The organism is Roseateles sp. UC29_93 (assembly GCF_042695725.1).
GTDB classification, from domain to species: Bacteria; Pseudomonadota; Gammaproteobacteria; order Burkholderiales; family Burkholderiaceae_C; genus Roseateles; species Roseateles noduli_A.
The window spans coordinates 1,821,401-1,844,674 of record NZ_CP170545.1 but is presented as its reverse complement, the minus strand read 5'-3'; the positions used below and the strand labels follow the sequence as shown (position 1 = coordinate 1,844,674).

Genomic DNA, 23,274 nt, shown 5'->3' with positions numbered 1-23,274 from the left:
GATCATGCTCGGACAGTGTCGTCGAGATGAGCGTGGAAAGAAATGGGCCCAGGATCAGCACCAGGCAGGCCGGAAGAATGGTCAATCGGCGGAGCATGAGCTTCATGGCGATAAGGTGCGGATGGACGCAAACGCAAAAAACGGGGCCGAGGCCCCGTTTTCAAGAGTGATCGTCTGATCAGGTCGGCTTGCAGCTAGCAGCGACGAACTTCTTGTCGATGGTCGTCGTGCAGGCCCAATTCAGCGATTCGCCACCGGCAGTGGGGGTCGGGGTCAGCACGATGTCGCCGTCGGCACCGGTAATGTTCTTCGACGTCGCCGTGACCTTCGTGCCGTCCCAAGTGGCGGAGGCGACGTACTGGCTCTTGATGTTCTCCATCGGAATATTGGCGCTCGACGGCAGTTCGTTCTTCACCGTGTAGAACTCCTGAATGGCAGCCTTGGGCTGCGTAGCGGCGGCCATCACTTCCGAAACCTTGGTCTTCTTGATGTAATCCGAGTACGCCGGCAGAGCAACGGCAGCCAGAATACCGATGATCGCCACGACGATCATCAGTTCGATCAGGGTGAAACCTTGTTGAACGCGCTTCATAAAAACTCCAGAGAGGAAGTGGGGTAGAGACGAGCGGTATGTACGCAGGGCTCGTGCCAGCTCATTCCGTCCTTGATTTGTGCATGACATCACGGCCTGGCGGAGTCAGGCATGGCTTCAAGTGACGCTTTTTGTCAGGCGACACGCCCAGATTTGTCACCTTTCCCGATGCTGACAAGGTTTGTCAGATCACGCCGACGCGGAGATCCGGCGTCCAGAAGCGACGCAGCCCGCGGCGGACGTCCGGCGCGGGCTGCAAGTGCCAAGGCATGCGGCAAGAAGACATCAAGCCAGCGTGAATTCCTGGAAATTCTCCAATGCCGAGATGCGATGGGTTGTGTGAAGCCCCATGACCGCGTCCATCACTGCCGCGCGTTCTCCTGGCTTGATGTGGGTGATGTGCACGTCGATTGCACCGCCAAGTTTTGCAAGTTCGTCGCGAAGCGTCGTCGGGCACAGGTGCTTGCTGATGCCAGCCAGACCGCACTCGTCGTCGCCGAAGGCGCACTCGATGATCAGATGCGCCACTTTGATTTCCGACAGTCGCTGCCAGAGCGCCGGGTTCGGGCCGGTGTCGCCAGTGAAGACCCAGTGACCCGGTGCGCCGCCATCGACTGCAAATCCCACAGCTGGCACGGTGTGCGCGGCGCTGATGACCTCGATTCGACGGCCACCGCCCAGATCGAGATGGTCACCCACCGCAAACTCATGGAAGGTCAGAGCCGGCCGCTCCAGCGAGGGGAGGCGCGTGAAGTCGGGCCAGATCACGCCGTTGAAGACATGTGCACGCAGTGCCTGCAGAGTCTCGGGCAGCGCGTGTACCTTGACCGGGGGACGACCAGCCTGGGCGCGTCGACGCTGGACCGTATCTGCCAGCAGGCCGATCGCCAGAACATGATCGAGATGCGAATGCGTCACCAGGATGTGGTCCACCTTGGCCATCGCGTCCACGGTGAGCTCAGCCACGCCGCTGCCGGCGTCGATGAGCACATCGTCGTCGAGCAGAAAGGAAGTGGTCCTGTAGCCGGCCGCCAGGGCGCCAGCGCAACCAAGCACGCGAATCTTCATGCGGAAGACTGTAGAGGCACCCTCGTGTGGCGCTAAGCGCCGAATCCTCGATTCGAAGGTTTATTGCCGTCGCTTACGCGACCCCGCCGCCATGCCGTGAAAACCTGCACGCGTGTAGGTGTTCGCCCGACAGCACCGAATCATCTCGATACAGGATGGTGCGCCTAAACCACGCCGCTGGATCACCGACCGGGCAGCAAAAGGGGCCCCGTGGGCCCCTTCGCATCGAGATGGACCGATCAAGCCTGCACGAACTGCATCTGGGTACCAGCCAGTTCGATCACATCACCGTTCTTCAGGGGGACCGATTCGGCCGTCAACGGCGCGCCATTCACCACTGGCCGGGCGCCACCCTCGACGTGCGCGAACACATAGCCGCTCGGTCTCTTGGTGATCGACGCTACCTGCACGCCCGGCTTGCCTACCGTCGTCACGACCTTGGTGAGCGACACCTCGCGGCCCGCCGCGGGTCCGTTCAGCACCTTGATCGCCGCTGGCGCGGTCGACACCGGCGCCGGACCCAGCCCACCGAACGAGGAAGGCAGACCGAAACCGCTGCTCGGCGCAGTGCCGGGCCGCAGGATCATCGTCTTCTCGTAGTCGCCATTGTCCTCGAGCAGGAACTTGATCTTGTATTTGCCGACCTCAATCACGTCGCTGTGCGACAGCAATTGCTTCTTGATCGCCTTGCCGTTGATGTACGTGCCGTTCGTCGAGTTCAAGTCCTCGATGAACACATCCGCCCCGACCATCTGCAGCACGGCGTGTTCGCCGCTGACCGCTAGGTTGTCGATGACGATGTCGTTGTACGGCCGCCGGCCGAGCGTGGTCTTGTCCTTGGTGATCTGCACTTCCTTGATCACCACGCCATCGAGCGACACCACCAGCTTGCCCATGCTTGACCTCGAGTCCTGTCTTTATTTGTAGAGGGCCGCCTCAACGGCGCCCATTGTTGCGACTGAATGGCCACCACGCCCATGGCTTGGTGCGACTTTCCGCGCGAACCAGAACGATCGCAATATTATCCTTGCCACCCAGATCATTGGCCGTGTCCACCAGCGCCTGCGCTGCTTCAGGCAGATCGTTGTGGCTTTGCAGCACCTGTGCCACGCTGGCGTCATCGACCATGTCGGACAGGCCATCGCTGCACAGCAGGATCTGGTCCCCGGGCAACAGCTCGTGCTGATGCACCTCCAGCATCACCGTATCCTCGACGCCAACGGCTCGCGTGACCAGATTCTTGTTGCTGCTGAAGACGGCTTCCTCTGGCGTCAGTAGACCTGCATCGATCTGTTCCTGCAGCAACGAATGGTCACGCGTCAGCTGGACAAGTTGGCCTTCCCGATAGCGATAGGCCCGCGAATCGCCCACATGCCCGAGCAACAGGCTCTGTTCCCGGAAGACCGCCAGCACCAGCGTCGTCCCCATCCCCGCATAGCGCGGATTGGTGTTGGCGGCGTTGAAGATCGCGCGGTTGGCGTTGTCCACGCAAATGTCCATCGCCCGTCGCACATCGATGTCTGTCGCATGCTGGCCAGACTCGGCCAGCCATCGACCCAACTCCGATTTGATGAACGTCGTCAGCATCTGGCTGGCGACCTCCCCCGCGTTATACCCCCCCATACCGTCGGCAAGCACCGCGAGCCCGACGCCCGGTTCCAGGGCGACCGAGTCTTCATTGTTGTCGCGCACACGACCGGTATCGGTGGCGCTGAAGAACTCCAGGGTCATGTCTTGCTGGCGGGATCGGCTGGGGGAAGGGGATTGTGCACTGCGCCCTGGGACTGTAGCCGCAAAGTTTGCTCGAATGCCTGTCCCGCCGGTGGGGGGGGTGGCACCCGTGCTATTGGCCAGTTCCACTGGAATCTGAGCCAGCACCGCCTCCAGATCCTGGGCCAGCGTGTCGCCGCGCTGGTAGCGCAATTCGGGACGCTTTTCCAGCGCCAACGCCACGACCATGGCCAGCGACTCGGGCAACTCAGGCCTAGACGACGGACATCCGCTGCCGGCTGATTCATGATCTGGTGCATCAGCGTCGCCATCGACTCCGTCTGATGCGGAAGGTGGCCGGTCAACAGCTGGAACAGCATCGCGCCCAACGAGTAGAGGTCGCTGCGACCATCCACTTGCAGGCCGGCCAGTTGTTCCGGCGACATGTAGGACGGCGTACCCAGGACCAATCCCGTCCGCGTCCGACTGCCATCGGCGACACGAGCAATGCCGAAGTCCATGATCTTCACGCTGCCGGATTCCCGTTCCAGCATGACGTTGGCGGGCTTGATATCGCGATGTACGACCCCGTGACCATGGGCGTACTGGAGCGCCCGCGCCAGGCGCGCGGCGAGCAGCAGTACCTCGCGCAAGGGCAGCAGCTGGCCAGGCCGCGTGTGGTGGCTGAGATCCTGCCCCACGACGTATTCCATCGCGATCCAGGTCTCGCCAGCGCATTCGCCAGCGTCAAGCACGCGCAGGATGTCGGGATGATCCAGATGCCGGGCCGCGCTCGCTTCACGCATGAAGCGGTCGCGAACGTCGATCAGGTCCTCCGCCGCAAACTCACGTTGCAGCGCCAGGCGCTTGATGGCGACGGTCCGGCCGCTACGGCGGTCGACAGCCCGATGAACGACGGCCATCGCACCCCGGCCAACTTCCTCGCCGATGTCGTAGTCGTCCAGCGCCACAGCCGCCGATCGCGGCATCGGCTGCGTCGTCGGCAAGGTGTCGGACACACCCAGACTCCCATCGTCAGATGCGCCTCGGCCCAGAAGTCTCTTCAGGAAGCCGGAGGCGCTCATGACATGACAGGCCTTTCGTCAGGCTTGCGCCGGACGGCGCGCGGCCAGCAGCTTGCCGACGAGCAGGACGAACAGCGCGCCGCCGACACCCAGGGCGTAATACACCTGCGGCAGCACTTCCGTCGTACCGGGCTTGCTGCCCGCTTGCATCGGCACCCAGGCATTGAGCGCGGGATCGGTCACCACCATCGTGCCGGCAATCCAACCCAGCAGCATCGCGCCCAGCGTGATCACGATCGGGAACTTGTCCATCAGCTTGATCACCAGCTGGCTACCCCAGACGATGATGGGGATCGACACCAACAGGCCGAAGATCACCAGCGGCATCTGATGTTGACCGCCCGCGCCTTCAGCAGCGCCGGCGATCGCGATGACGTTGTCCAGGCTCATCACGAAGTCCGCAATGATGACGGTCTTCACCGCGCCCCAGAGCTTGTCGCTCGCCTCCATCTTCGAGTGGTCGTCCTCGCCTTCCGGGATCAGGAGCTTGATGCCGATCCACAGCAGCAACACGCCGCCTACCAGCTTGAGGAACGGGAGCTTGAGAAGGGTCAGCGCGAAGAAGATCAGCACAACGCGCAGCACGATGGCACCTGCGGTGCCCCAGAAGGATGCCTTTGGTGCGCAGATTCGGTGGCAGCTTGCGGCAGGCAAGCGCGATGACGACGGCATTGTCGCCACCCAGCAGGATGTCGATCAGGATGATCTGGCCGACGGCGAGCCAGAACTCGGGGCTGGTGAGCATGTCCATGTAGGGAACCCGCGCCGGGCCTCGCGCAACGAGAGCCCAGTCTAAAGCGTTGGAGGGCAAACGAATGAAGGGGCCGATGGGCCCCTTCATTCGTTTGGGGGGTACGGCTGGATTGTCCGCGCCCGCCCCCAGGAACCGCAGTGCGTGAAATTACGCAGCAACAGCTCCTGGCATCAGGTTTTTCCTGCTATTTACAGCAGGCCTTTCAGCAGCTTGCCCATTTCCGACGGGTTGCGCGTCACGGTGAAACCGCACTCTTCCATGATGGCGAGCTTGGCATCGGCCGTGTCGGCACCGCCGGAGATCAGCGCGCCAGCGTGGCCCATGCGCTTTCCGGGAGGCGCGGTCACACCCGCGATGAAACCGACCACCGGCTTCTTCATGTTGGCCTTGCACCAACGGGCGGCTTCCGCCTCGTCCGGGCCACCGATCTCACCGATCATGATGACGGCGTCGGTGTCCGGATCGTCGTTGAAGGCCTGCATCACGTCGATGTGCTTCAGACCGTTGATCGGGTCGCCGCCGATACCGACTGCCGAGGATTGGCCCAAGCCGATTTCAGTCAGCTGCGCCACCGCTTCATAGGTCAGCGTGCCCGAGCGCGAGACCACGCCGATGCGACCCTTGCGATGGATGTGGCCGGGCATGATGCCGATCTTGATCTCGTCGGGCGTGATCAGGCCGGGGCAGTTCGGGCCCAGCAGCAGCGTCTTCTTGCCGCCAGCCAGTTCCTTGGCCTTCATCTTGTTGCGCACTTCCAGCATGTCACGGACGGGGATGCCTTCCGTGATGCAGATCGCCAGGTCCAGATCGGCCTCGACGGCTTCCCAGATCGCGGCGGCGGCGCCGGCCGGCGGCACATAGATCACCGACACGGTGGCGCCGGTCTGGGCAGCGGCTTCCTTCACGGTGCCGTAGATGGGGATGTCCGAGAACTTCTCGCCCGCCTTCTTCGGGTTCACGCCCGCGACGAACGCGTTCTTGCCGTTGGCGTAGGCTTGGCAGCCCAGGGTGTGGAACTGACCGGTCTTGCCCGTGATGCCCTGGGTGATGACCTTGGTGTCCTTGTTGATGTAGATGCTCATGTCGTATTCCTTGGCTGGGTCTTCGGCTTACTTGACGGCGGCGACGATCTTGGTCGCGGCTTCGGCCATGGTGTCGGCGGCGATGATGGGCAGGCCGGACTCGGCCAGCATCTTCTTGCCCAGCTCCTCGTTCGGTGCCCTTCATGCGGACGACCAGCGGGACGTTCAGGTTGACGGCCTTGCAGGCCGTGATCACGCCTTCGGCGATGGTGTCGCACTTCATGATGCCGCCGAAGATGTTCACGAGGATGCCCTTCACCTCGGGGTTCTTCAGCATGATCTTGAAGGCTTCGGTGACCTTCTCGGCGGTGGCGCCGCCACCCACGTCCAGGAAGTTGGCCGGCTCGCCGCCGAACAGCTTGATGGTGTCCATGGTGGCCATCGCCAGACCGGCGCCGTTCACCAGGCAGCCGATGTTGCCGTCCAGCGAGATGTAGGCCAGGTCGAACTTCGAGGCTTCGATTTCAGCCGCGTCTTCTTCGTCCAGGTCGCGGTAGGCGACGATTTCCGGGTGACGGAACAGGGCGTTGGCGTCGAAGTTGAACTTCGCGTCCAGCGCGATCAGGTTGCCCTTCGAATCGCAGTTCAGCGGGTTGATTTCAACCAGCGACGCATCCGTGTCCATGTAGCACTTGTACAGCTTCGCGAACAGGTCGATGGCCTGATCCACCGAAGCGCCGCTCAGGCCGATGGCCGCGGCGATCTTCTTCGATTGCTCGGCCGTGATGCCGGTCAGCGGATCGATGTACTCGGTGATGATCTTCTCGGGAGTCGAATGGGCGACTTCCTCGATGTCCATGCCCCCTTCGCTCGACGCGATGAAGGCGACCTTCTGCGTGCCGCGGTCGGTCACCAGCGAGATGTACAGCTCGTTCTTGATGTCCGCGCCTTCTTCGATGTACAGGCGGCGGACCTTCTGGCCGACCGGGCCGGTCTGGTGCGTGACCAGCTGCATGCCCAGGATCTGCTCGGAGAGCGCCTTCACGTCGTCCAGGCTCTTGCCCAGCTTGACGCCGCCGCCCTTGCCGCGGCCGCCGGCGTGGATCTGCGCCTTGACCACCCAGACCGGGCCGCCCAGCTTCTGCGCGGCTTCGACCGCCTCTTGCACCGTGAACGCGGGAATGCCGCGCGGCACCGGCACGCCGAACTGGCGCAGGATTTCCTTGCCCTGGTACTCGTGAATCTTCATAGGGAGGTCTCGCTTGATGGATGAATCAGGAAGAGGCTGCCAGTGCCGCGGGCGCTCCGCGGTGCCGGCGTGGAGAGGAGGTTTGCAACGCCGGATTCAACCGGGTCTCCGCGACAAGGAACCCGTCGTCGCGACCATAAGGACCGCACGTCGACGGCGCGACGATGATGCGGTGGATGGCGCTCGGGGGAGGCGGAGGAAGACATAAAACCGATGCAAACACGCGAAAACACGCCCGCGGACGAACGCCGGCGGGCTGTTTTGCGAAGCCGAAAATGTAGCATGCTGCGTTGCATCAAGCCCTTGGCGCGGTTGAGACGCGCACTGGCGTGGGCTTGTCAGCGCGCCGCAAGGTGCTCATGACGCACGAAGTTTCGGGGAGTTTCAGCCCCTGTCGCTCATTCAGGCGGCAAGACCGGTGACCAGTCCGACGCGCGCTTCACGCATCGGCATCGTTTTCCTCGGCGACGCGTCGAACCGCCCGGCGCGCGAGATCCGAACCGAATCCCCGTCCGATGAGGAAACGCAGGCGTTTGGCTAGCGCCGCTGCATCGAGGGCGGGGCCATCACCGAACTTGTGCCGAAGCAATTCGCAGGCGCGATCCAATTCGCCGGCCACAAGTGTCGAGCGCTGTTCCGCGTCCAAAGCGAGCCCATGCTGGGCGAGCTCCTGCTCGATACGTCGCTGACCGAAGCGCTGAGAGCGTACGTGGATGCGGGATTCGACAAACCGCGACTCGTCCAAATAAGCGTTGGCCTTGAGCCAATCGAGGACCGCATCGACTTCGTCGTCCAGGCCCTTCGACCCGGCTTCATCCGCGAATTCGTCGCCCCTCGGTTCCGAAGCCTCGCTGGCTTCGGCTTGCCGATCACGCGCGATGCGCAGCAGCTTGCGTCGCAGCTCCATCGCGCTGTGCTCGCGCTGCGCGAGCAACGCAATCGCGCGAGCCTTCAGCGACAGCGGCTGCGAGGCCCGGCCCCGCCGACCGTCGGGCGGGGTCATGTGAAAGCCCCGCGTTTACTCGGCGTCGCCGCCGGGCGTTGCCCCCAACAAGGGGATGCCCAGGGATTCGCGGATCTTGTTCTCGATCTCGACCGCCAGGTCCGCGTTCTCGCGCAGGAACTCACGCGCGTTGTCCTTGCCCTGGCCGATCTTCTCGCCGCTGTAGGCGTACCAGGAGCCGGCCTTCTCGACGATCTTGGCGGCCACGCCCATGTCGATGATCTCGCCCTCGCGACTGATGCCTTCGCCGTAGAGGATGTCGAACTCCGCCGTCTTGAACGGCGGTGCCACCTTGTTCTTGACGACCTTGACCTTGGTCTCGGAACCGATGACTTCCTCGCCCTTCTTGATCGAGCCGATGCGGCGGATGTCCAGGCGCACCGAAGCGTAGAACTTCAGCGCGTTGCCGCCGGTGGTCGTTTCCGGGCTGCCGAACATCACACCGATCTTCATCCGGATCTGGTTGATGAAGACGACGGTGCAGTTGGTCTTCTTGATGGTGGCGGTCAGCTTGCGCAGCGCCTGGCTGATCAGTCGGGCCTGCAGGCCGGGCAGCGAGTCGCCCATCTCGCCTTCGAGTTCCGCCTTCGGCGTCAGCGCGGCGACCGAGTCGATGACGATCAGGTCCACCGACCCCGAGCGCACCAGCGAATCCACGATCTCCAGGGCCTGTTCGCCGGTGTCGGGCTGGCTGATCAGCAGTTCCTGCAGGTTGACGCCCAGCTTCTGCGCGTACTGGACGTCCAGCGCGTGCTCGGCGTCGATGAAGGCGCACACGCCGTCCAGCTTCTGCATCTGGGCGATGACCTGCAGCGTCAGCGTGGTCTTGCCCGAGGATTCAGGACCGTAGATCTCGACCACGCGGCCGCGCGGCAGACCGCCGACGCCCAGCGCGATGTCCAGACCCAGGGAGCCGGTGGAGACGACCTGGATGTCCTCGATCTTCTCGCCTTCGGCCAGCCGCATGATGGAGCCCTTGCCGAACTGCTTTTCGATCTGGGCGAGGGCGGCCTGCAGGGCCTTGGCTTTTTCGGTGTTGGCGTTCTTCACGGGGGCGTCCATGCAATCTTCTCCTGTTGGCTGCGGCGGATTATGGCGCAATCTGTATATCTGTACAGTACTTTGTCGAAGCGGCCGGATGCGCTTTGCGGTGCCGGCAACGGGTCGATGTAGGCATCCTAAGCACCAGATGGCTCACTGGATGAGCCAGCCGTCGCAGTTCCCACCTTTTTCCGCCTTCGGTGGGAGTCATCCCCACGCCGCGCTGTCGTCGGTGTGAGTCGCCACGCCCGACGCATGCCGAGCGAACGCCTCGGAAACGCCTAGGGAACACCAGCAGGCCGCTCCCTAGAATGTCTCCATAACCAGAGGGGACGACACATGCGCATCTTGATCGCCGAAGACGACCAGGTCCTGGCCGACGGCCTTCTGCGCTCGTTGCGGGCGTCGGGCTGCGCCGTCGATCAGGTCGGCAGCGGCAGCGAGGCGGATGCCGCGCTGGCCTCGCATGAATTCGATCTCCTGATCCTCGATCTGGGCCTGCCCAAGCTGCACGGCCTGGAGGTGCTGAGGCGGCTGCGCGCACGAGGATCCTCCGTGCCGGTGCTGATCCTGACCGCGGCCGACAGCATCGAGGAACGCGTCAAGGGCCTGGACCTGGGCGCCGACGACTACATGGCCAAGCCGTTCTCGCTGCAGGAGCTCGAAGCCCGCGTGCGCGCACTCACGCGCCGCGGCCTGGGCACCGCCTCGAGCGTCATCCGCCACGGTCCGCTGACCTTCGACGCGACGGGACGCGTCGCCTACATCAACGACCAGATGGTGGAACTCTCGGCGCGCGAGCTGTCGCTGCTGGAAGTGCTGCTGCAGCGCGCCGGCCGCCTCGTCAGCAAGGACCAGTTGGTCGAGCGCCTGTGCGAGTGGGGCGAAGAGGTCAGCAACAACGCGATCGAGGTCTACATCCATCGGTTGCGCAAGAAGATCGAGCAGGGCCCGATCCCGCATCGCGACGGTGCGCGGACTGGGCTACTGCCTTGAGAAGATTCCCGGCTGAGCGGTCGCGTGGGCCTGGCCGCGCGAGGCGCGGGACAGCTCCGCGCGGACGCCTGACCCACGGTGCGCGTCATGGCGACTGATTCCACCGGCCATCGCTCGCTGTTCGGCGAGATCCTCGACTGGATGCTCGCGCCGCTGCTGGTCATCTGGCCGATCAGCGTCGCCCTGACCTGGCTGGTGGCCCAGGGCATCGCCAACAAGCCCTATGACCGTGAGCTCGACGAGATGGCGCGCACGCTCGGCCTGCAGGTCGTGACCGAGCCCGGGCCAGGCGATGCGGCGGCGCGGCGCGGCCGGTCGCGCTACGCGCTCGCGCCCGAGGCCGCCGCCCTGCTGCGCGCGGACGAATCCGACACCGTCTACTACCAGGTACTGGGCCTGCGCGGCGAGCTGCTGAGCGGCGATGCGCTGCTGCCGGTGCCCGAGGTCGAGCCGCCGATCGTTCCCTGGGAGGTGAATCGCCGGTTCGACGAGATCAACAACGAGGCGGTGCGCGTGTCCTACCTGTGGGTGGTGCCAGAGGGGATGGCGGGCAGCGACCGGATGATGCTGGTGCAGGTCGCGGAGACGCTGGGCAAGCGCTCGCGGCTGACCAACGAGATCATCAAGGGCGTCATCCTGCCGCAGTTCGTGATCCTGCCGCTGGCGGTGCTGCTGGTGTGGCTGGCACTGGCGCGCGGGATCGCGCCGTTGAACGACCTGCAGCGGCGCATCCGCTCCCGCGACAGCTCGGACCTGAGCCCCATCGATGAACAGCGCATCCCCGACGAAGTCGCGCCGCTGGTGCAGGCGATCAACGATCTGCTGGAGCGGCTCGACCAGTCCATCCGGTCGCAGAAGCATTTCCTGGCCGACGCCGCGCATCAGCTGAAGACGCCGCTCGCGGGGCTGCGCACGCAAGCCGAGCTGGCGCAGCGCGAGATCGACGAGGGACGCAGCTCGCCTGCGGAGCTGCGCCGATCGCTGAAGCAGATCGCGGTGTCGAGCCAGCGCGCCGCGCACATGGTCAACCAGCTGCTGGCGATGGCCCGCGCCGAGGACCAGGAGCACGCCGCCCGGCGCAGCGAAGTGAACCTCGCCGTGCTGGCGATCGAGACCGTGCGCGACTTCGTGCCGCGGGCCATGGAGAAGCGGCTGGACCTTGGCTACGAGGGACCGGAAGCGAGCCAGGCCGGGCTGCGCATCAGCGGGCATCCGCTGCTGATCCGCGAGCTGATCCGCAACCTCGTCGACAACGCGCTGCTCTACACGCCGAGTGACGGAACGGTCACGGTGCGCGTGGTCGAGGACCCGTTCGGACAGGTCTGCGTGCTGCAGGTGGAAGACTCCGGACCGGGCATCGCCGAGTCGGAACGCGAGCAGATCTTCCAGCCGTTCTACCGCGCGCTGGGCACCAACGTCGACGGCTCCGGACTGGGGCTGGCGATCGTGCGCGAGATCGTCCAGCAGCATGAAGCGGAGATTGCGGTCGATGACACGCGAGCGCGTCGACAGGCGGAATCGGAAGGCGCAGGGCCGGGGCGCGCGATTCACGGTCCGGTTCGCCGCGCACCCGCTGCAGAACGCCGGCTCCTGACCGCTTCCGCCACCGGAAGCCGCCGCCCGCTCAGCGCTGCGTCCCGCCCCGGCTCTTGGCGATCGACATCAGCATCCCGAGCGACAAGCCCAGCGTCACCATCGCCGTTCCCCCATAGGAGATGAACGGCAGTGGCACACCCACCACAGGGAGGATGCCGGTGACCATGCCCATGTTCACGAACACGTAGGTGAAGAAGCTCAACGTGATCGCCCCCGCGAGCAGTCTCGAGAACAAGGTCGGCGCCTCGTGCGCGATCGCCAGTCCGCGCAGGATCAGCGCGGTGAAGCCGATCAGCAGTCCCGCCGCTCCGATCAGTCCGAACTCCTCGCCGTAGGCCGCGAAGATGAAGTCGGTCGTCCGTTCCGGAATGAACTCCAGGTGCGTCTGCGTGCCCTTCATGAAGCCCTTGCCGGTCACGCCGCCGGAGCCGATCGCGATCTCGCCCTGGATGATGTGGAAGCCCTTGCCCAGCGGATCCTTCGTCGGGTCCAGCAAGGTGCAGACACGGTCCTTCTGGTAGTCCTTCAGCACGACCCATTTCACGTCGGGCTGGCAGATCTGGTCCTCGCTGAAGACCAGCGCCGTGATGCCCGCGCCGGCCAGCACCAGGGCCGGGATGATCAGCTTCCACGACAGCCCGGCGAAGAAGATCACGTACAGGCCCGCGCCCAGCACCAGCAGCGACGTGCCCAGATCCGGCTGCTTCGCGATCAGCCCGACCGGCACCACCAGCAGGATGAAGGCGGCGACGAAGTCGGGCAGCCGCAACTGGCCTTCGCGCTTCTGGAACCACCAGGCCAGCATCAGCGGCACCGCGATCTTCAGCAGTTCCGACGGCTGGATCTGCGTGCCGACGTACAGCCAGCGGGTCGCGCCCTTCTTCGTGATGCCGAACAGCGCCACCGCCACCAGCAGGGTCACGCCGACGGCGTAGAGCGGCAACGCGAGTTGCATCAGCCGTTGAGGCGGCACCTGCGCAGTGACGAACAGCACGCCCATGGCCAGCACCATGTTGCGGGCGTGATCGACGAAGCGGGTGCCGTGGTCGTAGCCCGCCGAGTACATGCACATCAGGCCCAGGCCCATGAGCCAGGCCATCGCGAGCAGCAGCGGGATGTCGAAGCCCTGGAACAGCGGCTTCACCCGTTGCAGCAGGCTGGGTTTGCTGAAGACGGCGCTCATCGTGAGGCTCCCTGGGTGGGACGCGACGCGGCGGCCCGCGCGACGGGCGCGGCCGGCGCCGAAGGCGCGGAGGCCCGCGAAGGGGCAGCGGCGGGCGAGGCGACCGCCGAGGCCGCCGCCTCCGGCGCGCTGGCCGCGGCGTTGGGTAGCGGAATGTCTTCGACGCGGCGCGGCGTGCCGATCGGCGCGCCGACCTGGCCGACCCGCACCTTGGCGATGTCCTCTTCGCTCGGGTAAATCCCGGTGAGCACGTAGTCGAACACGCGGCGTGCGATCGGCGCGGCCGACTCGGAGCCGAAGCCCGCGTTCTCGACGATCAAGGCCAGCGCAATGGTCGGCGCCTGGTAAGGCGCGAACGAGATGTACAGCGAGTGATCGCGCTTGCGCTCGTCCGCCTTGATGCTGCTGTAGGTCTGGCCGGCACGCAGGCCCACCGCCTGCGCCGTCCCGGTCTTGCCGGCGCTCTGGTATTGCGCGCCCGCGAACACCGCGCGCGACGTGCCTTCCAGCGTCACGTCGTGCATCGCGTTGCGGATCACGTCGACGTCCGCCTTGCGCAGCGCCAGCGGCGCCAAGGCATCGCTCGCCACGCGCCGTTGCGCGTGCTTGACGACGTCCTCGATCTCCCGCACCAGCCTGGGCCGGTAACGCTCGCCGCCGCTGGACAGCGTCGACATCGCCGTCGCCAGCTGCAGCATCGTGAAGTTGTTCTGGCCCTGGCCGATGCCCAGCGAGATCGTCTCGCCAGCGTACCACTTCTGCTGGTCGGGCCGCTTGAATGCCCGGCGCTTCCATTCGGTGCTGGGCAACAGGCCGGTGACCTCGCCCTGGAGGTCGATCTCGGTCTTGCGGCCGAAGCCGAAAGGTTCGAGCTGGTCATGGATCATGTCCACACCCATCTCGTTGGCCAGCGAATAGAAGTAGACGTTCGACGACGTCACGATCGCCAGCCGCATGTCCTTCGGCCCCGCGCGGTCGCCGGTGGCGCTGCCGAAGACACGGCCGCCGAAGCTGAAGTTCAGGTTGTCCTGGATCACCACGTTGGCGGCCCGCTTGCCCGTGTTCAAAGCCGCCATCGCCATGTACGGCTTGAAGGTCGAGCCCGGCGGATAGGTGCCGCGCAACGCACGGTTCAGCAGCGGCTTGTCGATGTCCTCGTTGAGCTCGCGCCAGCTGTCCGCGTCGATGCCGTCGACGAACAGGTTGGGATCGAAGGTCGGCTTGGAGACGAAGGCCAGCACCTCGCCGTTGCGCGGATCCATCGCGACGAGCGCGCCGCGTCGGTCGCCGAAGAGCCGCTCCACCAGTGCCTGCAGCTTGATGTCGACCGACAGGTGCAGCGTGTTGCCAGGCGTCGGCGGGCGGTTGCGCAGGCGGCGCACCGCGCGGCCGCCCGCGCTGGTCTCCATCTCCTCGAACCCGGTCTGGCCGTGCAGTTCGCGCTCATAGGCCTGCTCCAACCCGAGCTTGCCGATGTACTTGGTGCCACGGTAGTTGGCGACGTCCTCTTCCGACCAGTCGTCCATCGCCTTCTTCTCGGCCTGGTTGATGCGGCCGATGTAGCCCAGCATGTGCGCGCCGATGTCGCCCATTGGGTAACTGCGGAACAGCCGGGCCTTGATGTCCACCCCGGGGAAGCGGAAGCGCTGCGCGGCGAAGCGCGCGACCTCGGTGTCCGTCAGCTTCGTGCGAATGGGCAGCGACTCGAAGTTCTTGCTTTCCTCCATCAGCCGCTTGAACCGGCGACGGTCGCGCTGCTGGATCTCGATGACCGCGGACAACGCGTCGATCGTGCGCTCGAGGTCCGGCACCTTCGACGGCGTGATCTCCAGCGTATAGGCCGAGTAGTTGCTCGCCAGCACCACGCCGTTGCGGTCCACGATCAGGCCCCGGTTGGGCACGATGGGGACGACGGAGACGCGGTTGGTCTCGGCGCGCTCGAGCAGCGTATCGTGCTGCGTGATCTGCAGGTAGACGAGGCGTGCGACGAGCAGGCCAAAGCAGAACAGCACGAACGCCGCCGCCGCGAACAGCCGCAGCCGGAAGCGGCTCAGCTCCGCCTGGAGGTTCTTGATGACCGTCATCGCGGGCTTGTTCCCGGCACCCTCAGAGCGGACGGTGCGCGTCGGGATCCGGCGCGCGGCGCTGAGGCGCGAGCAGGAGCGCCGCGGCGATCGGCCACAAGGCCGCCTGCAGCAGCGGCGCCAGCAAGAGGCTCCAACCCGGCCACATGCCGCCGACGATCAGCCGGACGATGACGGCGATCGCTGTCGCGAGCACGAACAGCGGCAGCACGTGCAGTGCCTGCGCGCCCAGCGTGAACCACAGCAGCCGGCGGTGCAGCGCGACGGCACCGAAGGCGAGCAGGCTGTAGGCCAGCGCATGCTGGCCGAGCAGCGCGCCGTGGTGGACGTCGATCATCAGGCCGAAGACGAAGGCCCAGCCGACGCCGACGCGACGCGGCTGATGGACGTTCCAGAACACCAGCACCAGCGCCAGCACGTCCGGCATCCAGGGTTGCCGGCCGACGGGGACCATGTCGATCAGCAGCCCGACGATGAGGCTGAACGCGATGAACAGGGGGTTGGCGGGCAACAGCAGCTGGCTTGCGCCACGGGGCATGATCATCGTGTGCCTCCTTTCGGCGCGGACGCGGCCGATGCCGCGCGGCCGCGCGCCGGTCTGCTGGCGGCTTCAGCGGCGGCGGCAATCGCGGCGCTGGCCGCTTCCTGCGCGGCTTCGGTGCGGGCGGACTCCTGACCTTCCAGCGGCTCCAGCACCAGCACGTGGCGCGCACTGTCGGGCTGCGAGATCGGCGCCAATCCGACGCGCGCGAAGCTGGTGTCGCCGCGGCGTTCGACCTCGGCGACCTTCGCCACCGGCAGGCCCGGCGGATAGAGCCCGTCCAGGCCCGACGTCGCGAGCGCGTCGCCGGGCTTGATGTCGGCGTTGGCGGCGATGAAGCGCAGCTCCATCACGCCGCGCTCGCCGCCATAGGCGACGCCGCGCTGCTGGGTACGCGTATTGAGCACGGGGATGGTGGCGTCGCGGTCGGTCAGCAGGGTCACCTCGGCCGACAGCGGATAGACCCGCGTCACCTGGCCGAGCACGCCGGCATCGTTGACCACCGGCGCGCCGAGCCGCACGCCGCCATGGCCGCCGCGGTCGATGATGATGCGACGCGAGAAGGGATCCGGCGCCTCGTAGAGCACCTCGGCGGCAAGGCCCTTCACCGGCAGCGCCTCGCGCAGCTCGAGCAGCGCGCGCAGGCGCGTGTTCTCGGCCTGCAGCTGCGCCGCGCGGCTCAGGATCACCGCCTGCGAGGCGAGCTGCTGCCGGGCCTGGTTCTCGGCCTCCGTGGCCTTCTCCATGCCGCGGGCGTAGTCGCCGGCCTGCTCCCAGGCATCGACGGGCGCCAGCAGCGCGCGCTGCAGCGGATGCAGCGCGAGCGCCAGCCCCGCGCGTGCGGGCGCCGTGACCTGGAAGCGGGAGTCCGCCACCATCAGGAAGACCGCCAATGCCGCGCAGAAGGCCAGCTTCGTCAGTGCTGACGGGCCTTCGCGGAACAGCGGCGGTGGATTGCGGTCGAGGGTGCCGAGAGGCATGAAGATCTCAGCGAAGGAGATTCAACGCAAAGCGGCCATCTGAGGCCGCATCCACTTATTCGTTCGTGAAGATCGAACCCAGGCGTTCCATGCGCTCCAGGGCCATGCCGCAACCCCGCACGACGCAGGTCAGCGGGTCTTCGGCCACGAGCACCGGCAGGCCGGTTTCCTCGGCCAGCAACCGGTCCAGGTCGCGCAGCAGCGCGCCGCCGCCCGTCAGCATCATGCCGCGCTCGGCGATGTCGGCGCCCAGCTCCGGCGGGGTCTGCTCCAGCGCGTTCTTCACGGCCGAGACGATCTGGTTCAGCGGGTCGGTCAGCGCTTCCAGGATCTCGTTGGACGAGATCGTGAAGCTGCGCGGCACGCCTTCGCTGAGGTTGCGGCCCTTGACTTCCATCTCCTTGACCTCGGAGCCGGGGAAGGCCGAGCCGATGTTCTTCTTGATGGACTCCGCGGTCGGCTCGCCGATCAGCATGCCGTAGTTGCGGCGGATGTAGTTGATGATGGCCTCGTCGAACTTGTCGCCGCCGACGCGGACCGAGCCCTTGTAGACCATGCCGCCCAGCGAGATCACGCCGACCTCGGTCGTTCCCCCGCCGATGTCGATGACCATCGAGCCCGATGCTTCCGACACCGGCAGGCCCGCGCCGATCGCGGCCGCCATCGGCTCCTCGATCAGGTAGACCTCCGAGGCGCCCGCGCCCAGCGCGGCGTCGCGGATCGCGCGCTTCTCGACCTGCGTGGAGCCGCAGGGAACGCAGATGATGATGCGGGGCGACGGACGCAGCAGCTTGGTGTCGTGCACCATCTTGATGAACTGCTTGATCATCTGCTCCGTCACCACGAAGTCGGCGATCACGCCGTCCTTCATCGGGCGGATCGCCTCGATGTTGCCGGGCACCTTGCCCAGCATGGCCTTGGCTTCGTGGCCGACGGCCTGGATGGTCTTCTTGCCGTTCGGGCCACCTTCGTGGCGGATGGCGACGACGGACGGTTCGTCCAGCACCACGCCTTTTCCGCGGACGTAGATCAGCGTGTTGGCGGTGCCCAGGTCGATGGCGAGGTCGGTGGAGAAATAGCGGCGCAGGGAGGCGAACATGTGTGTAGGCAAGACCTGGACAAGACGCTTCGGCACCTGGAGCCGCTGGTCAACGTCGAACTACACGCAATCGGCGGCATTCGACGGCATCAAGCGGCGTTCGTCTGCGTTCTGTCCGGGCGGCTGCGATTCGGGGCGGTTCGGGTCGGGTAACCGCGCGGACCGGCGGCGTCCGCGCGAGCGAGATTCCTTGCCATAAGGAACGATTCTGCACTGGCAGCCTCGGCTCATGGAGATAAGCGGGGATAATAACTGATCACCCCCTGGTTTGGCCCGTCTGCAAGCCATCCGTAAGCGTTTCAATCTCCATGGCACTCACCCACGACGACGTCAGCCGGATCGCCAAACTGGCCCGGCTGGAACTTTCCGGCGACGAGCAGGCCGCGCTGCTGCCGCAGCTCAATGGCTTCTTCTCGATCGTCGAGCAGATGAGCGCGGTCGACACCAGCGGTGTCGACCCCCTCTACACGCCGCTGTCGGCGGTCCAGGAAGTGGCCCTGCGGCTGCGCGAGGACCGCGTCACCGAAACCGACCAGCGCGAACTCAACCAACGCAGCGCCCCCGCCGTCGAGGATGGCCTGTTCCTGGTCCCGAAAGTCATCGAATGACCACGCCTCTCCACCACCTCGGCGTGGCCGAGCTCGGCCGCGCCTTGCGCGCCAAGACGGTCTCCAGCACCGAACTGACGCAACATCTGCTTGCGCGTGTTGCCGCGGCGAAGGATCTCGGCGCCTTCCTGCACGTGAACGCGGACTACGCGCTCGCCCGGGCCAAGGACGCGGACGCGCGACTGGCCAGCGGTGAAGCGGGCGCGCTGATCGGCGTGCCGCTCGCGCACAAGGACATCTTCGTCACCCGCGACATGCCGACCACGGCCGGCTCGAAGATGCTCGAGGGCTACCTCAGCCCCTTCGACGCCACCGTCGTCGAGCGCCTGAACGCCGCCGGCACGGTCTCGCTGGGCAAGCTGAACTGCGACGAGTTCGCGATGGGCTCGGCCAACGAGAACAGCGCCTACTTCAAGGCGCTGAACCCCTGGGACCGCACGCGCGTGCCGGGCGGCTCGTCGGGCGGCTCGGCCGTCGCCGTGGCCGCCTGCCTCGTTCCCGCGACGACCGGCACCGACACCGGCGGCTCGATCCGCCAGCCGGCCAGCTTCTCGGGCATCACCGGCATCAAGCCGACCTACGGCGTGTGCTCGCGCTACGGGATGATCGCGTTCGCCTCCAGCCTGGACCAGGCCGGCGTGTTCGCGCGCTCGGCCGAGGACTGCGCGCTGCTGCTGTCGACGATGAGCGGCTTCGACGAACGCGACGCCACCAGCGTCCAGCAGCCGCCGCAGGACTTCAGCGCGCAGATGCTGACGCCGCGTGAAGGCGCGACCGCCACGCAGCCGCTCAAGGGCCTGCGCATCGGCCTGCCCAAGGAGTTCTTCCCGGCGGCGCTGTCCGCCGACGTGGACGGTGCCGTGCGCGCCGGTCTGGCGGAGCTGGAGAAGCTGGGCGCGACGCTGGTGGACGTGTCGCTGCCGCGCACCGAGCTGGCGATCCCGGTCTACTACATCATCGCCCCGGCCGAGGCGAGCTCGAACCTGTCGCGCTTCGACGGCGTGAAGTTCGGGCACCGCGCCAAGGACTACGGCAACCTGATCGACATGTACGAGAAGACCCGCGCCGAAGGCTTCGGGGCCGAGGTCAAGCGCCGGATCATGATCGGCAGCTACGTGCTCTCGCACGGCTACTACGACGCCTACTACCTGCAGGCGCAGAAGCTGCGCCGCATGATCGCGGACGACTTCCAGCAGGCCTTCCAGCACTGTGACCTGATCGCCGGCCCGGTGGCGCCGACGGTCGCATGGAAGCAGGGCGAGGGCGCGGACGATCCGGTGAAGGCCTACCTCGCCGACATCTTCACGCTGCCCGGCTCGCTGGCCGGCCTGCCCGGCATGAGCGTGCCGGTGGGCAGTGGCGAGGGCGGCATGCCCGTGGGCCTGCAGCTGCTGGGCAACTACTTCAAGGAAGGCACCCTGCTCCACGCCGCGCACGCGCTGCAGCAGGCCACCGACTGGCATCGCCAGCATCCGGCGGGGGTGTGAACGTCATGAGCAAGAACAGTCAACTGGTGCGGGGCTACGAGGTCGTCATCGGCCTGGAGAACCACGTCCAACTCTCGACCGAATCGAAGATCTTCAGCGGCTCGTCGACCGCGTTCGGCGCGGCCCCCAACACGCAGGCCAGCGCCGTCGACCTGGCCTTGCCCGGCACGCTGCCGGTGCTGAACCGCGGCGCGGTCGAGCGTGCCATCCGCTTCGGCCTGTCCGTCGGCGCGAAGGTGGCGCCGCTGTCGATCTTCGCGCGGAAGAACTACTTCTATCCGGACCTGCCCAAGGGCTACCAGATCAGCCAGTACGAGATTCCCGTCGTGCAGGGTGGCCACATCGAGTTCTTCGTCGGCGACGAGAAGAAGGTCGTGAAGCTCACTCGCGCCCACCTGGAAGAGGATGCCGGCAAGAGCCTGCACGAGGACTATCACGGCCAGTCGGGCATCGACCTGAACCGCGCCGGCACGCCGCTGCTCGAGATCGTCTCGGAGCCCGAAATGCGCTCCGGCCAGGAGGCCGTCGAGTACGCGAAGACGCTGCACGCGCTGGTGATGTGGCTGGGCATCTGCGACGGCAACATGCAGGAGGGCTCGTTCCGCTGCGACGTCAACGTCTCGGTGCGCAAGCCCGGCGCGCCCTTCGGCACGCGTCGCGAGATCAAGAACCTCAACAGTTTCCGCTACCTGGTCGACGCGGTGAACTACGAGGTCAACTGGCAGATCGACCAGATCGAGGACGGCCTGGAGATCCAGCAGGCGACGGTGCTCTACAACCCGGACACCGGCGAGACCCGCTCGATGCGCACCAAGGAAGACGCGGCCGACTACCGCTACTTCCCTGACCCCGGACCTGCCGCCGCTGATGATCTCGGCCGAGTGGGTCGATCGCGTGCGCGGCGAGATGCCGGAGCTGCCGACCGTGATGGCCGCGCGTTTCCAGGAGGCCGACGGCCTGCCCGCCTACGACGCGACAATGATGACGCAGAGCCTGGCGACGGCGCGTTTCTACGAGGCCGCGCGCGACCTCTGCGGCGCGCCGAAGCTGGTCGCGAACTGGGTGATGGGCGAGGTCTCTCGCCGGCTCAACAGCGAGGAACGCAGCATCGACAGCGCGCCGGTGACGCCCGCGCAACTGGGCGCGCTGATCAAGCGCATCCATGACGGCACGATCAACAACAACTCCGCCAAGCAGGTGTTCGAGGCGCTGTGGACGGGCGAGGGCGCCGATGTCGACACGATCATCGACGCCAAGGACCTGAAGCAGTCCAACGACACCGGCGAGATCGAGCGCATCCTGGACGAGGTGCTCGCCGCCAACGCCAAGTCGGTCGAGGAATTCCGCGCCGGCAAGGAGAAGGCGTTCAACGCGCTGGTCGGCCAAGCGATGAAGGCGGCCAAGGGCAAGGCCAATCCGGCCACCGTCAACGAGCTGCTGAAGAAGAAGCTCGGCGCCTGACGACCGGCAGGCTGGCGGCGAAGGCCGTCCCAACGGCCTTTGCGGTGCGCGTCAGCGCCCGCTGGCCGGGGAGGCCTGCACCGCCGGCTTCGCCGGCGCGGGCTGCGACGGGGAGGACGTCGCGGACTTCTCCAGCGAGCCCGGCGCCGCGCCGGCCCACAGCCGCTTCAGGCGCGCCAACTCATCGTCATAGAGCTTGTTGACGCGCACGATCTCGGCCTTCTGGTTGTCGATCGACTCGCGCTGCGCGGCGGCGGAAGCGTCGTTCATGTCGAGCTGGTGCTGCAGCTTCATCGGCATCCGCTTGCCCTTGTAGAACTCCGCGTCGTCGAGCATCGGCTTGCGCTCGGCCGCGAGCACCTGCAAGCGTTTCTCGGACTGCTGCATCGCTTCACGGATGTCGTCGAGCGCCGCCTCGCGTGCGCGCTGATGCGCGGCCTGATCGGCATAACGCTGCAACAGGTTGCGGTCGCGTCGGACCGCGTCCTGCTGGGCGGCGCGCTGGACTTCCTCCATGCGCTTGCGCTGATCGAAGGCCGCCTGCTCCTCGGGCGACATCGCCGGCGGCTGCATCCGGCGGACCGAGCCGTCGGAGTTCAGCACCCGCTGCTCACGCGACTGGCATTCCGGGATCGGGCGATCCGACGTCAGCCGGCGCCCATCGGGCGTCGTGCACGTATAGATGTTGGACGGCGGCGGCGCCTTCGTCTGCGCCCAGGCGGCGCCCGCGAGCGCGCCGGTCAGCAGCAGACCGGACAGCGTCGACCTCATGATCAGGCGGGACAGCAGACGGCGTGAGAGGGAAGCGCGCATCAGACTCCGTAGCGATCTCTGTAGGCATGGACCGCCGTCGCATGGGCGGACACGGCGGTGCTGCTGGTGGTCTGCAGATACTGGAGCAGGTCCGACAAGCCCGCAATGGCGACAACCGGCAGCTTCAACTGGTCGCGCACGTACTGTACCGCCGACCAGGGAGATCCTGCCCGTTCTCGGCGGCCTTCTCCTGGCGATCCAGCGCGATGGCCACGCCGCAGGGCGTGGCGCCGGCGGCCTGGATCATCGCGATCGATTCGCGCACCGAGGTGCCGGCGGAGATGACGTCGTCGATGATCAGCACGCGCCCCTGGACCTTGGCGCCGACCAGCGTGCCGCCTTCGCCGTGGTCCTTGGCTTCCTTGCGGTTGTAGGCGAACGGCTTGTTGTGGCCCAGCCGCGCCAGTTCGATCGCGACCGCCGCGGCCAGCGTGATGCCCTTGTAGGCGGGGCCGAAGATCATGTCGAACTCGACGCCCGAGGCCAGCAGCCGCTGCGCGTAGAACTGCGCCAGCCGGCCGATCTTGAGGCCGTCGTCGAACAGGCCGGCATTGAAGAAGTACGGGCTGAGACGACCCGCCTTGGTCTTGAACTCGCCGAAGCGCAGCACGCCGGTGTCGACGGCGAAGGCGACGAATTCCTGGGCCAGGGCGTCCTGGGAATCCGGGCTCTGGGCCTGGCGATTGGCGGCGGTGGTCATGGCAGCGGGACGTCGAGACGTGAGATTGAAATTGGGCCGGAATTGTAGGGCGTCGGTCTTGGCCACCCCACGGGTGACGCAGCGCGTCATGTCGCCTGAATTCAGCAGTTGTTGAAGCAAGAAGAAGGCCTGCTCCGTCGCCGGAAGCAGGCCCACTTTTTGCAGGGTGGCCCGCGGGCCACTGTGCTGCGCGACGCGGTGT

The 23,274-nt window shown here is 66.2% G+C and carries 17 protein-coding genes and 5 pseudogenes; 5 read left to right on the top strand and 17 right to left on the bottom strand.

From position 1 onward, the window contains the following. Positions 1–178: 178 nt before the first annotated feature. The 10 genes and pseudogenes from ACFJIX_RS08650 to recA form a co-directional block, all read right to left on the bottom strand. Positions 179–592, bottom strand: a complete 414-nt coding sequence (locus tag ACFJIX_RS08650) for a pilin (protein WP_377159157.1) — start codon at positions 590–592, stop codon at positions 179–181. A 285-nt stretch (positions 593–877) separates the two neighbouring features. After that, positions 878–1,660: an MBL fold metallo-hydrolase gene (locus ACFJIX_RS08645; protein WP_377159156.1), complete on the bottom strand. Its 783-nt coding sequence runs from the start codon at positions 1,658–1,660 to the stop codon at positions 878–880. 239 nt (positions 1,661–1,899) lie between these two features. Beyond that, positions 1,900–2,556, bottom strand: a complete 657-nt coding sequence (locus ACFJIX_RS08640) for an FHA domain-containing protein (RefSeq protein ID WP_377159155.1) — start codon at positions 2,554–2,556, stop codon at positions 1,900–1,902. Positions 2,557–2,596: 40 nt separating this feature from the next. After that, the gene (locus tag ACFJIX_RS08635) at positions 2,597–3,391 is read right to left on the bottom strand and encodes a Stp1/IreP family PP2C-type Ser/Thr phosphatase (protein WP_377159154.1); all 795 of its coding nucleotides are present in this window, start codon (positions 3,389–3,391) and stop codon (positions 2,597–2,599) included. Continuing rightward, on the bottom strand, positions 3,388–4,389 hold the full coding sequence (locus ACFJIX_RS08630) for a serine/threonine-protein kinase (RefSeq protein WP_377159153.1): 1,002 nt from the start codon (positions 4,387–4,389) through the stop codon (positions 3,388–3,390). The genes ACFJIX_RS08635 and ACFJIX_RS08630 overlap by 4 nt, the downstream gene beginning before the upstream one ends. 84 nt (positions 4,390–4,473) lie before the next feature. Then, positions 4,474–5,206 (bottom strand): annotated as a pseudogene (locus ACFJIX_RS08625) (TerC family protein). Positions 5,207–5,397: 191 nt separating this feature from the next. Beyond that, the gene (gene sucD / locus ACFJIX_RS08620) at positions 5,398–6,291 is read right to left on the bottom strand and encodes a succinate--CoA ligase subunit alpha (protein WP_297524421.1); all 894 of its coding nucleotides are present in this window, start codon (positions 6,289–6,291) and stop codon (positions 5,398–5,400) included. 27 nt (positions 6,292–6,318) lie between these two features. Next, positions 6,319–7,480: pseudogene (sucC, locus tag ACFJIX_RS08615) on the bottom strand (ADP-forming succinate--CoA ligase subunit beta). A gap of 439 nt (positions 7,481–7,919) precedes the next feature. Beyond that, the gene (locus tag ACFJIX_RS08610) at positions 7,920–8,483 is read right to left on the bottom strand and encodes a regulatory protein RecX (protein WP_377159152.1); all 564 of its coding nucleotides are present in this window, start codon (positions 8,481–8,483) and stop codon (positions 7,920–7,922) included. Positions 8,484–8,498: 15 nt separating this feature from the next. After that, positions 8,499–9,545, bottom strand: coding sequence for a recombinase RecA (gene recA / locus ACFJIX_RS08605; RefSeq protein ID WP_377159151.1), 1,047 nt, complete (start codon positions 9,543–9,545; stop codon positions 8,499–8,501). Positions 9,546–9,863: 318 nt separating this feature from the next. On the opposite strand from recA, the pseudogene ACFJIX_RS08600 reads away from it, so the two are divergent. Then, positions 9,864–10,536: pseudogene (locus tag ACFJIX_RS08600) on the top strand (response regulator). 71 nt (positions 10,537–10,607) lie between these two features. Further along, the gene (locus ACFJIX_RS08595) at positions 10,608–12,239 is read left to right on the top strand and encodes a sensor histidine kinase (protein ID WP_377159150.1); all 1,632 of its coding nucleotides are present in this window, start codon (positions 10,608–10,610) and stop codon (positions 12,237–12,239) included. Here the strand turns inward: ACFJIX_RS08595 and rodA are convergent. Genes rodA through ACFJIX_RS08570 form a run of 5 tightly spaced genes read right to left on the bottom strand, consistent with a single transcriptional unit; the run spans position 12,145 to position 18,003 of the window. Beyond that, positions 12,145–13,299, bottom strand: coding sequence for a rod shape-determining protein RodA (gene rodA, locus ACFJIX_RS08590; protein WP_377159149.1), 1,155 nt, complete (start codon positions 13,297–13,299; stop codon positions 12,145–12,147). The genes ACFJIX_RS08595 and rodA overlap by 95 nt on opposite strands. Next, positions 13,296–15,383: a penicillin-binding protein 2 gene (mrdA, locus tag ACFJIX_RS08585; protein WP_377159148.1), complete on the bottom strand. Its 2,088-nt coding sequence runs from the start codon at positions 15,381–15,383 to the stop codon at positions 13,296–13,298. Before mrdA ends, rodA begins: the two co-directional genes overlap by 4 nt. 22 nt (positions 15,384–15,405) lie before the next feature. Continuing rightward, positions 15,406–15,927 carry a rod shape-determining protein MreD gene (gene mreD / locus ACFJIX_RS08580; RefSeq protein WP_377159147.1) on the bottom strand — a complete coding sequence of 174 codons (522 nt, stop codon included), beginning with the start codon at positions 15,925–15,927 and terminating at the stop codon, positions 15,406–15,408. Then, positions 15,924–16,904 carry a rod shape-determining protein MreC gene (gene mreC / locus ACFJIX_RS08575; RefSeq protein ID WP_377159146.1) on the bottom strand — a complete coding sequence of 327 codons (981 nt, stop codon included), beginning with the start codon at positions 16,902–16,904 and terminating at the stop codon, positions 15,924–15,926. Before mreC ends, mreD begins: the two co-directional genes overlap by 4 nt. A gap of 55 nt (positions 16,905–16,959) precedes the next feature. Then, positions 16,960–18,003: a rod shape-determining protein gene (locus ACFJIX_RS08570; RefSeq protein WP_067280645.1), complete on the bottom strand. Its 1,044-nt coding sequence runs from the start codon at positions 18,001–18,003 to the stop codon at positions 16,960–16,962. Positions 18,004–18,311: 308 nt separating this feature from the next. Between ACFJIX_RS08570 and gatC the strand changes: the two genes are divergently transcribed. The 3 genes and pseudogenes from gatC to gatB all read left to right on the top strand — a co-directional run bounded on the left by gatC (position 18,312) and on the right by gatB (position 21,559). Beyond that, positions 18,312–18,611 carry an Asp-tRNA(Asn)/Glu-tRNA(Gln) amidotransferase subunit GatC gene (gene gatC, locus ACFJIX_RS08565; RefSeq protein WP_377159145.1) on the top strand — a complete coding sequence of 100 codons (300 nt, stop codon included), beginning with the start codon at positions 18,312–18,314 and terminating at the stop codon, positions 18,609–18,611. Then, the gene (gene gatA, locus ACFJIX_RS08560) at positions 18,608–20,098 is read left to right on the top strand and encodes an Asp-tRNA(Asn)/Glu-tRNA(Gln) amidotransferase subunit GatA (RefSeq protein ID WP_377159144.1); all 1,491 of its coding nucleotides are present in this window, start codon (positions 18,608–18,610) and stop codon (positions 20,096–20,098) included. Before gatC ends, gatA begins: the two co-directional genes overlap by 4 nt. A 5-nt stretch (positions 20,099–20,103) precedes the next feature. Beyond that, positions 20,104–21,559 (top strand): annotated as a pseudogene (gene gatB, locus ACFJIX_RS08555) (Asp-tRNA(Asn)/Glu-tRNA(Gln) amidotransferase subunit GatB). A gap of 51 nt (positions 21,560–21,610) precedes the next feature. Here gatB and ACFJIX_RS08550 read toward each other — a convergent pair. Then, positions 21,611–22,372: a hypothetical protein gene (locus tag ACFJIX_RS08550; protein WP_377159143.1), complete on the bottom strand. Its 762-nt coding sequence runs from the start codon at positions 22,370–22,372 to the stop codon at positions 21,611–21,613. Continuing rightward, positions 22,372–23,072, bottom strand: a pseudogene (gene pyrE, locus ACFJIX_RS08545) (orotate phosphoribosyltransferase). Before pyrE ends, ACFJIX_RS08550 begins: the two are co-directional and overlap by 1 nt. Positions 23,073–23,274: the final 202 nt, after the last annotated feature.

Bases quoted from the DNA above. Each gene is read 5' to 3' on its own strand.
- ACFJIX_RS08645 (WP_377159156.1), bottom strand. From the start codon at position 1,660: ATGAAGATTCGCGTGCTTGGTTGCGCTGGCGCCCTGGCGGCCGGCTAC.
- ACFJIX_RS08570 (WP_067280645.1), bottom strand. From the start codon at position 18,003: ATGTTCGCCTCCCTGCGCCGCTATTTCTCCACCGACCTCGCCATCGAC.
- gatC (WP_377159145.1), top strand. From the start codon at position 18,312: ATGGCACTCACCCACGACGACGTCAGCCGGATCGCCAAACTGGCCCGG.
- ACFJIX_RS08650 (WP_377159157.1), bottom strand. From the start codon at position 592: ATGAAGCGCGTTCAACAAGGTTTCACCCTGATCGAACTGATGATCGTC.
- sucD (WP_297524421.1), bottom strand. From the start codon at position 6,291: ATGAGCATCTACATCAACAAGGACACCAAGGTCATCACCCAGGGCATC.
- ACFJIX_RS08635 (WP_377159154.1), bottom strand. From the start codon at position 3,391: ATGACCCTGGAGTTCTTCAGCGCCACCGATACCGGTCGTGTGCGCGAC.
- rodA (WP_377159149.1), bottom strand. From the start codon at position 13,299: ATGAGCGCCGTCTTCAGCAAACCCAGCCTGCTGCAACGGGTGAAGCCG.
- recA (WP_377159151.1), bottom strand. From the start codon at position 9,545: ATGGACGCCCCCGTGAAGAACGCCAACACCGAAAAAGCCAAGGCCCTG.
- ACFJIX_RS08550 (WP_377159143.1), bottom strand. From the start codon at position 22,372: ATGCGCGCTTCCCTCTCACGCCGTCTGCTGTCCCGCCTGATCATGAGG.
- ACFJIX_RS08595 (WP_377159150.1), top strand. From the start codon at position 10,608: ATGGCGACTGATTCCACCGGCCATCGCTCGCTGTTCGGCGAGATCCTC.
- ACFJIX_RS08640 (WP_377159155.1), bottom strand. From the start codon at position 2,556: ATGGGCAAGCTGGTGGTGTCGCTCGATGGCGTGGTGATCAAGGAAGTG.
- ACFJIX_RS08610 (WP_377159152.1), bottom strand. From the start codon at position 8,483: ATGACCCCGCCCGACGGTCGGCGGGGCCGGGCCTCGCAGCCGCTGTCG.
- mreD (WP_377159147.1), bottom strand. From the start codon at position 15,927: ATGATCATGCCCCGTGGCGCAAGCCAGCTGCTGTTGCCCGCCAACCCC.
- mrdA (WP_377159148.1), bottom strand. From the start codon at position 15,383: ATGACGGTCATCAAGAACCTCCAGGCGGAGCTGAGCCGCTTCCGGCTG.
- mreC (WP_377159146.1), bottom strand. From the start codon at position 16,904: ATGCCTCTCGGCACCCTCGACCGCAATCCACCGCCGCTGTTCCGCGAA.
- gatA (WP_377159144.1), top strand. From the start codon at position 18,608: ATGACCACGCCTCTCCACCACCTCGGCGTGGCCGAGCTCGGCCGCGCC.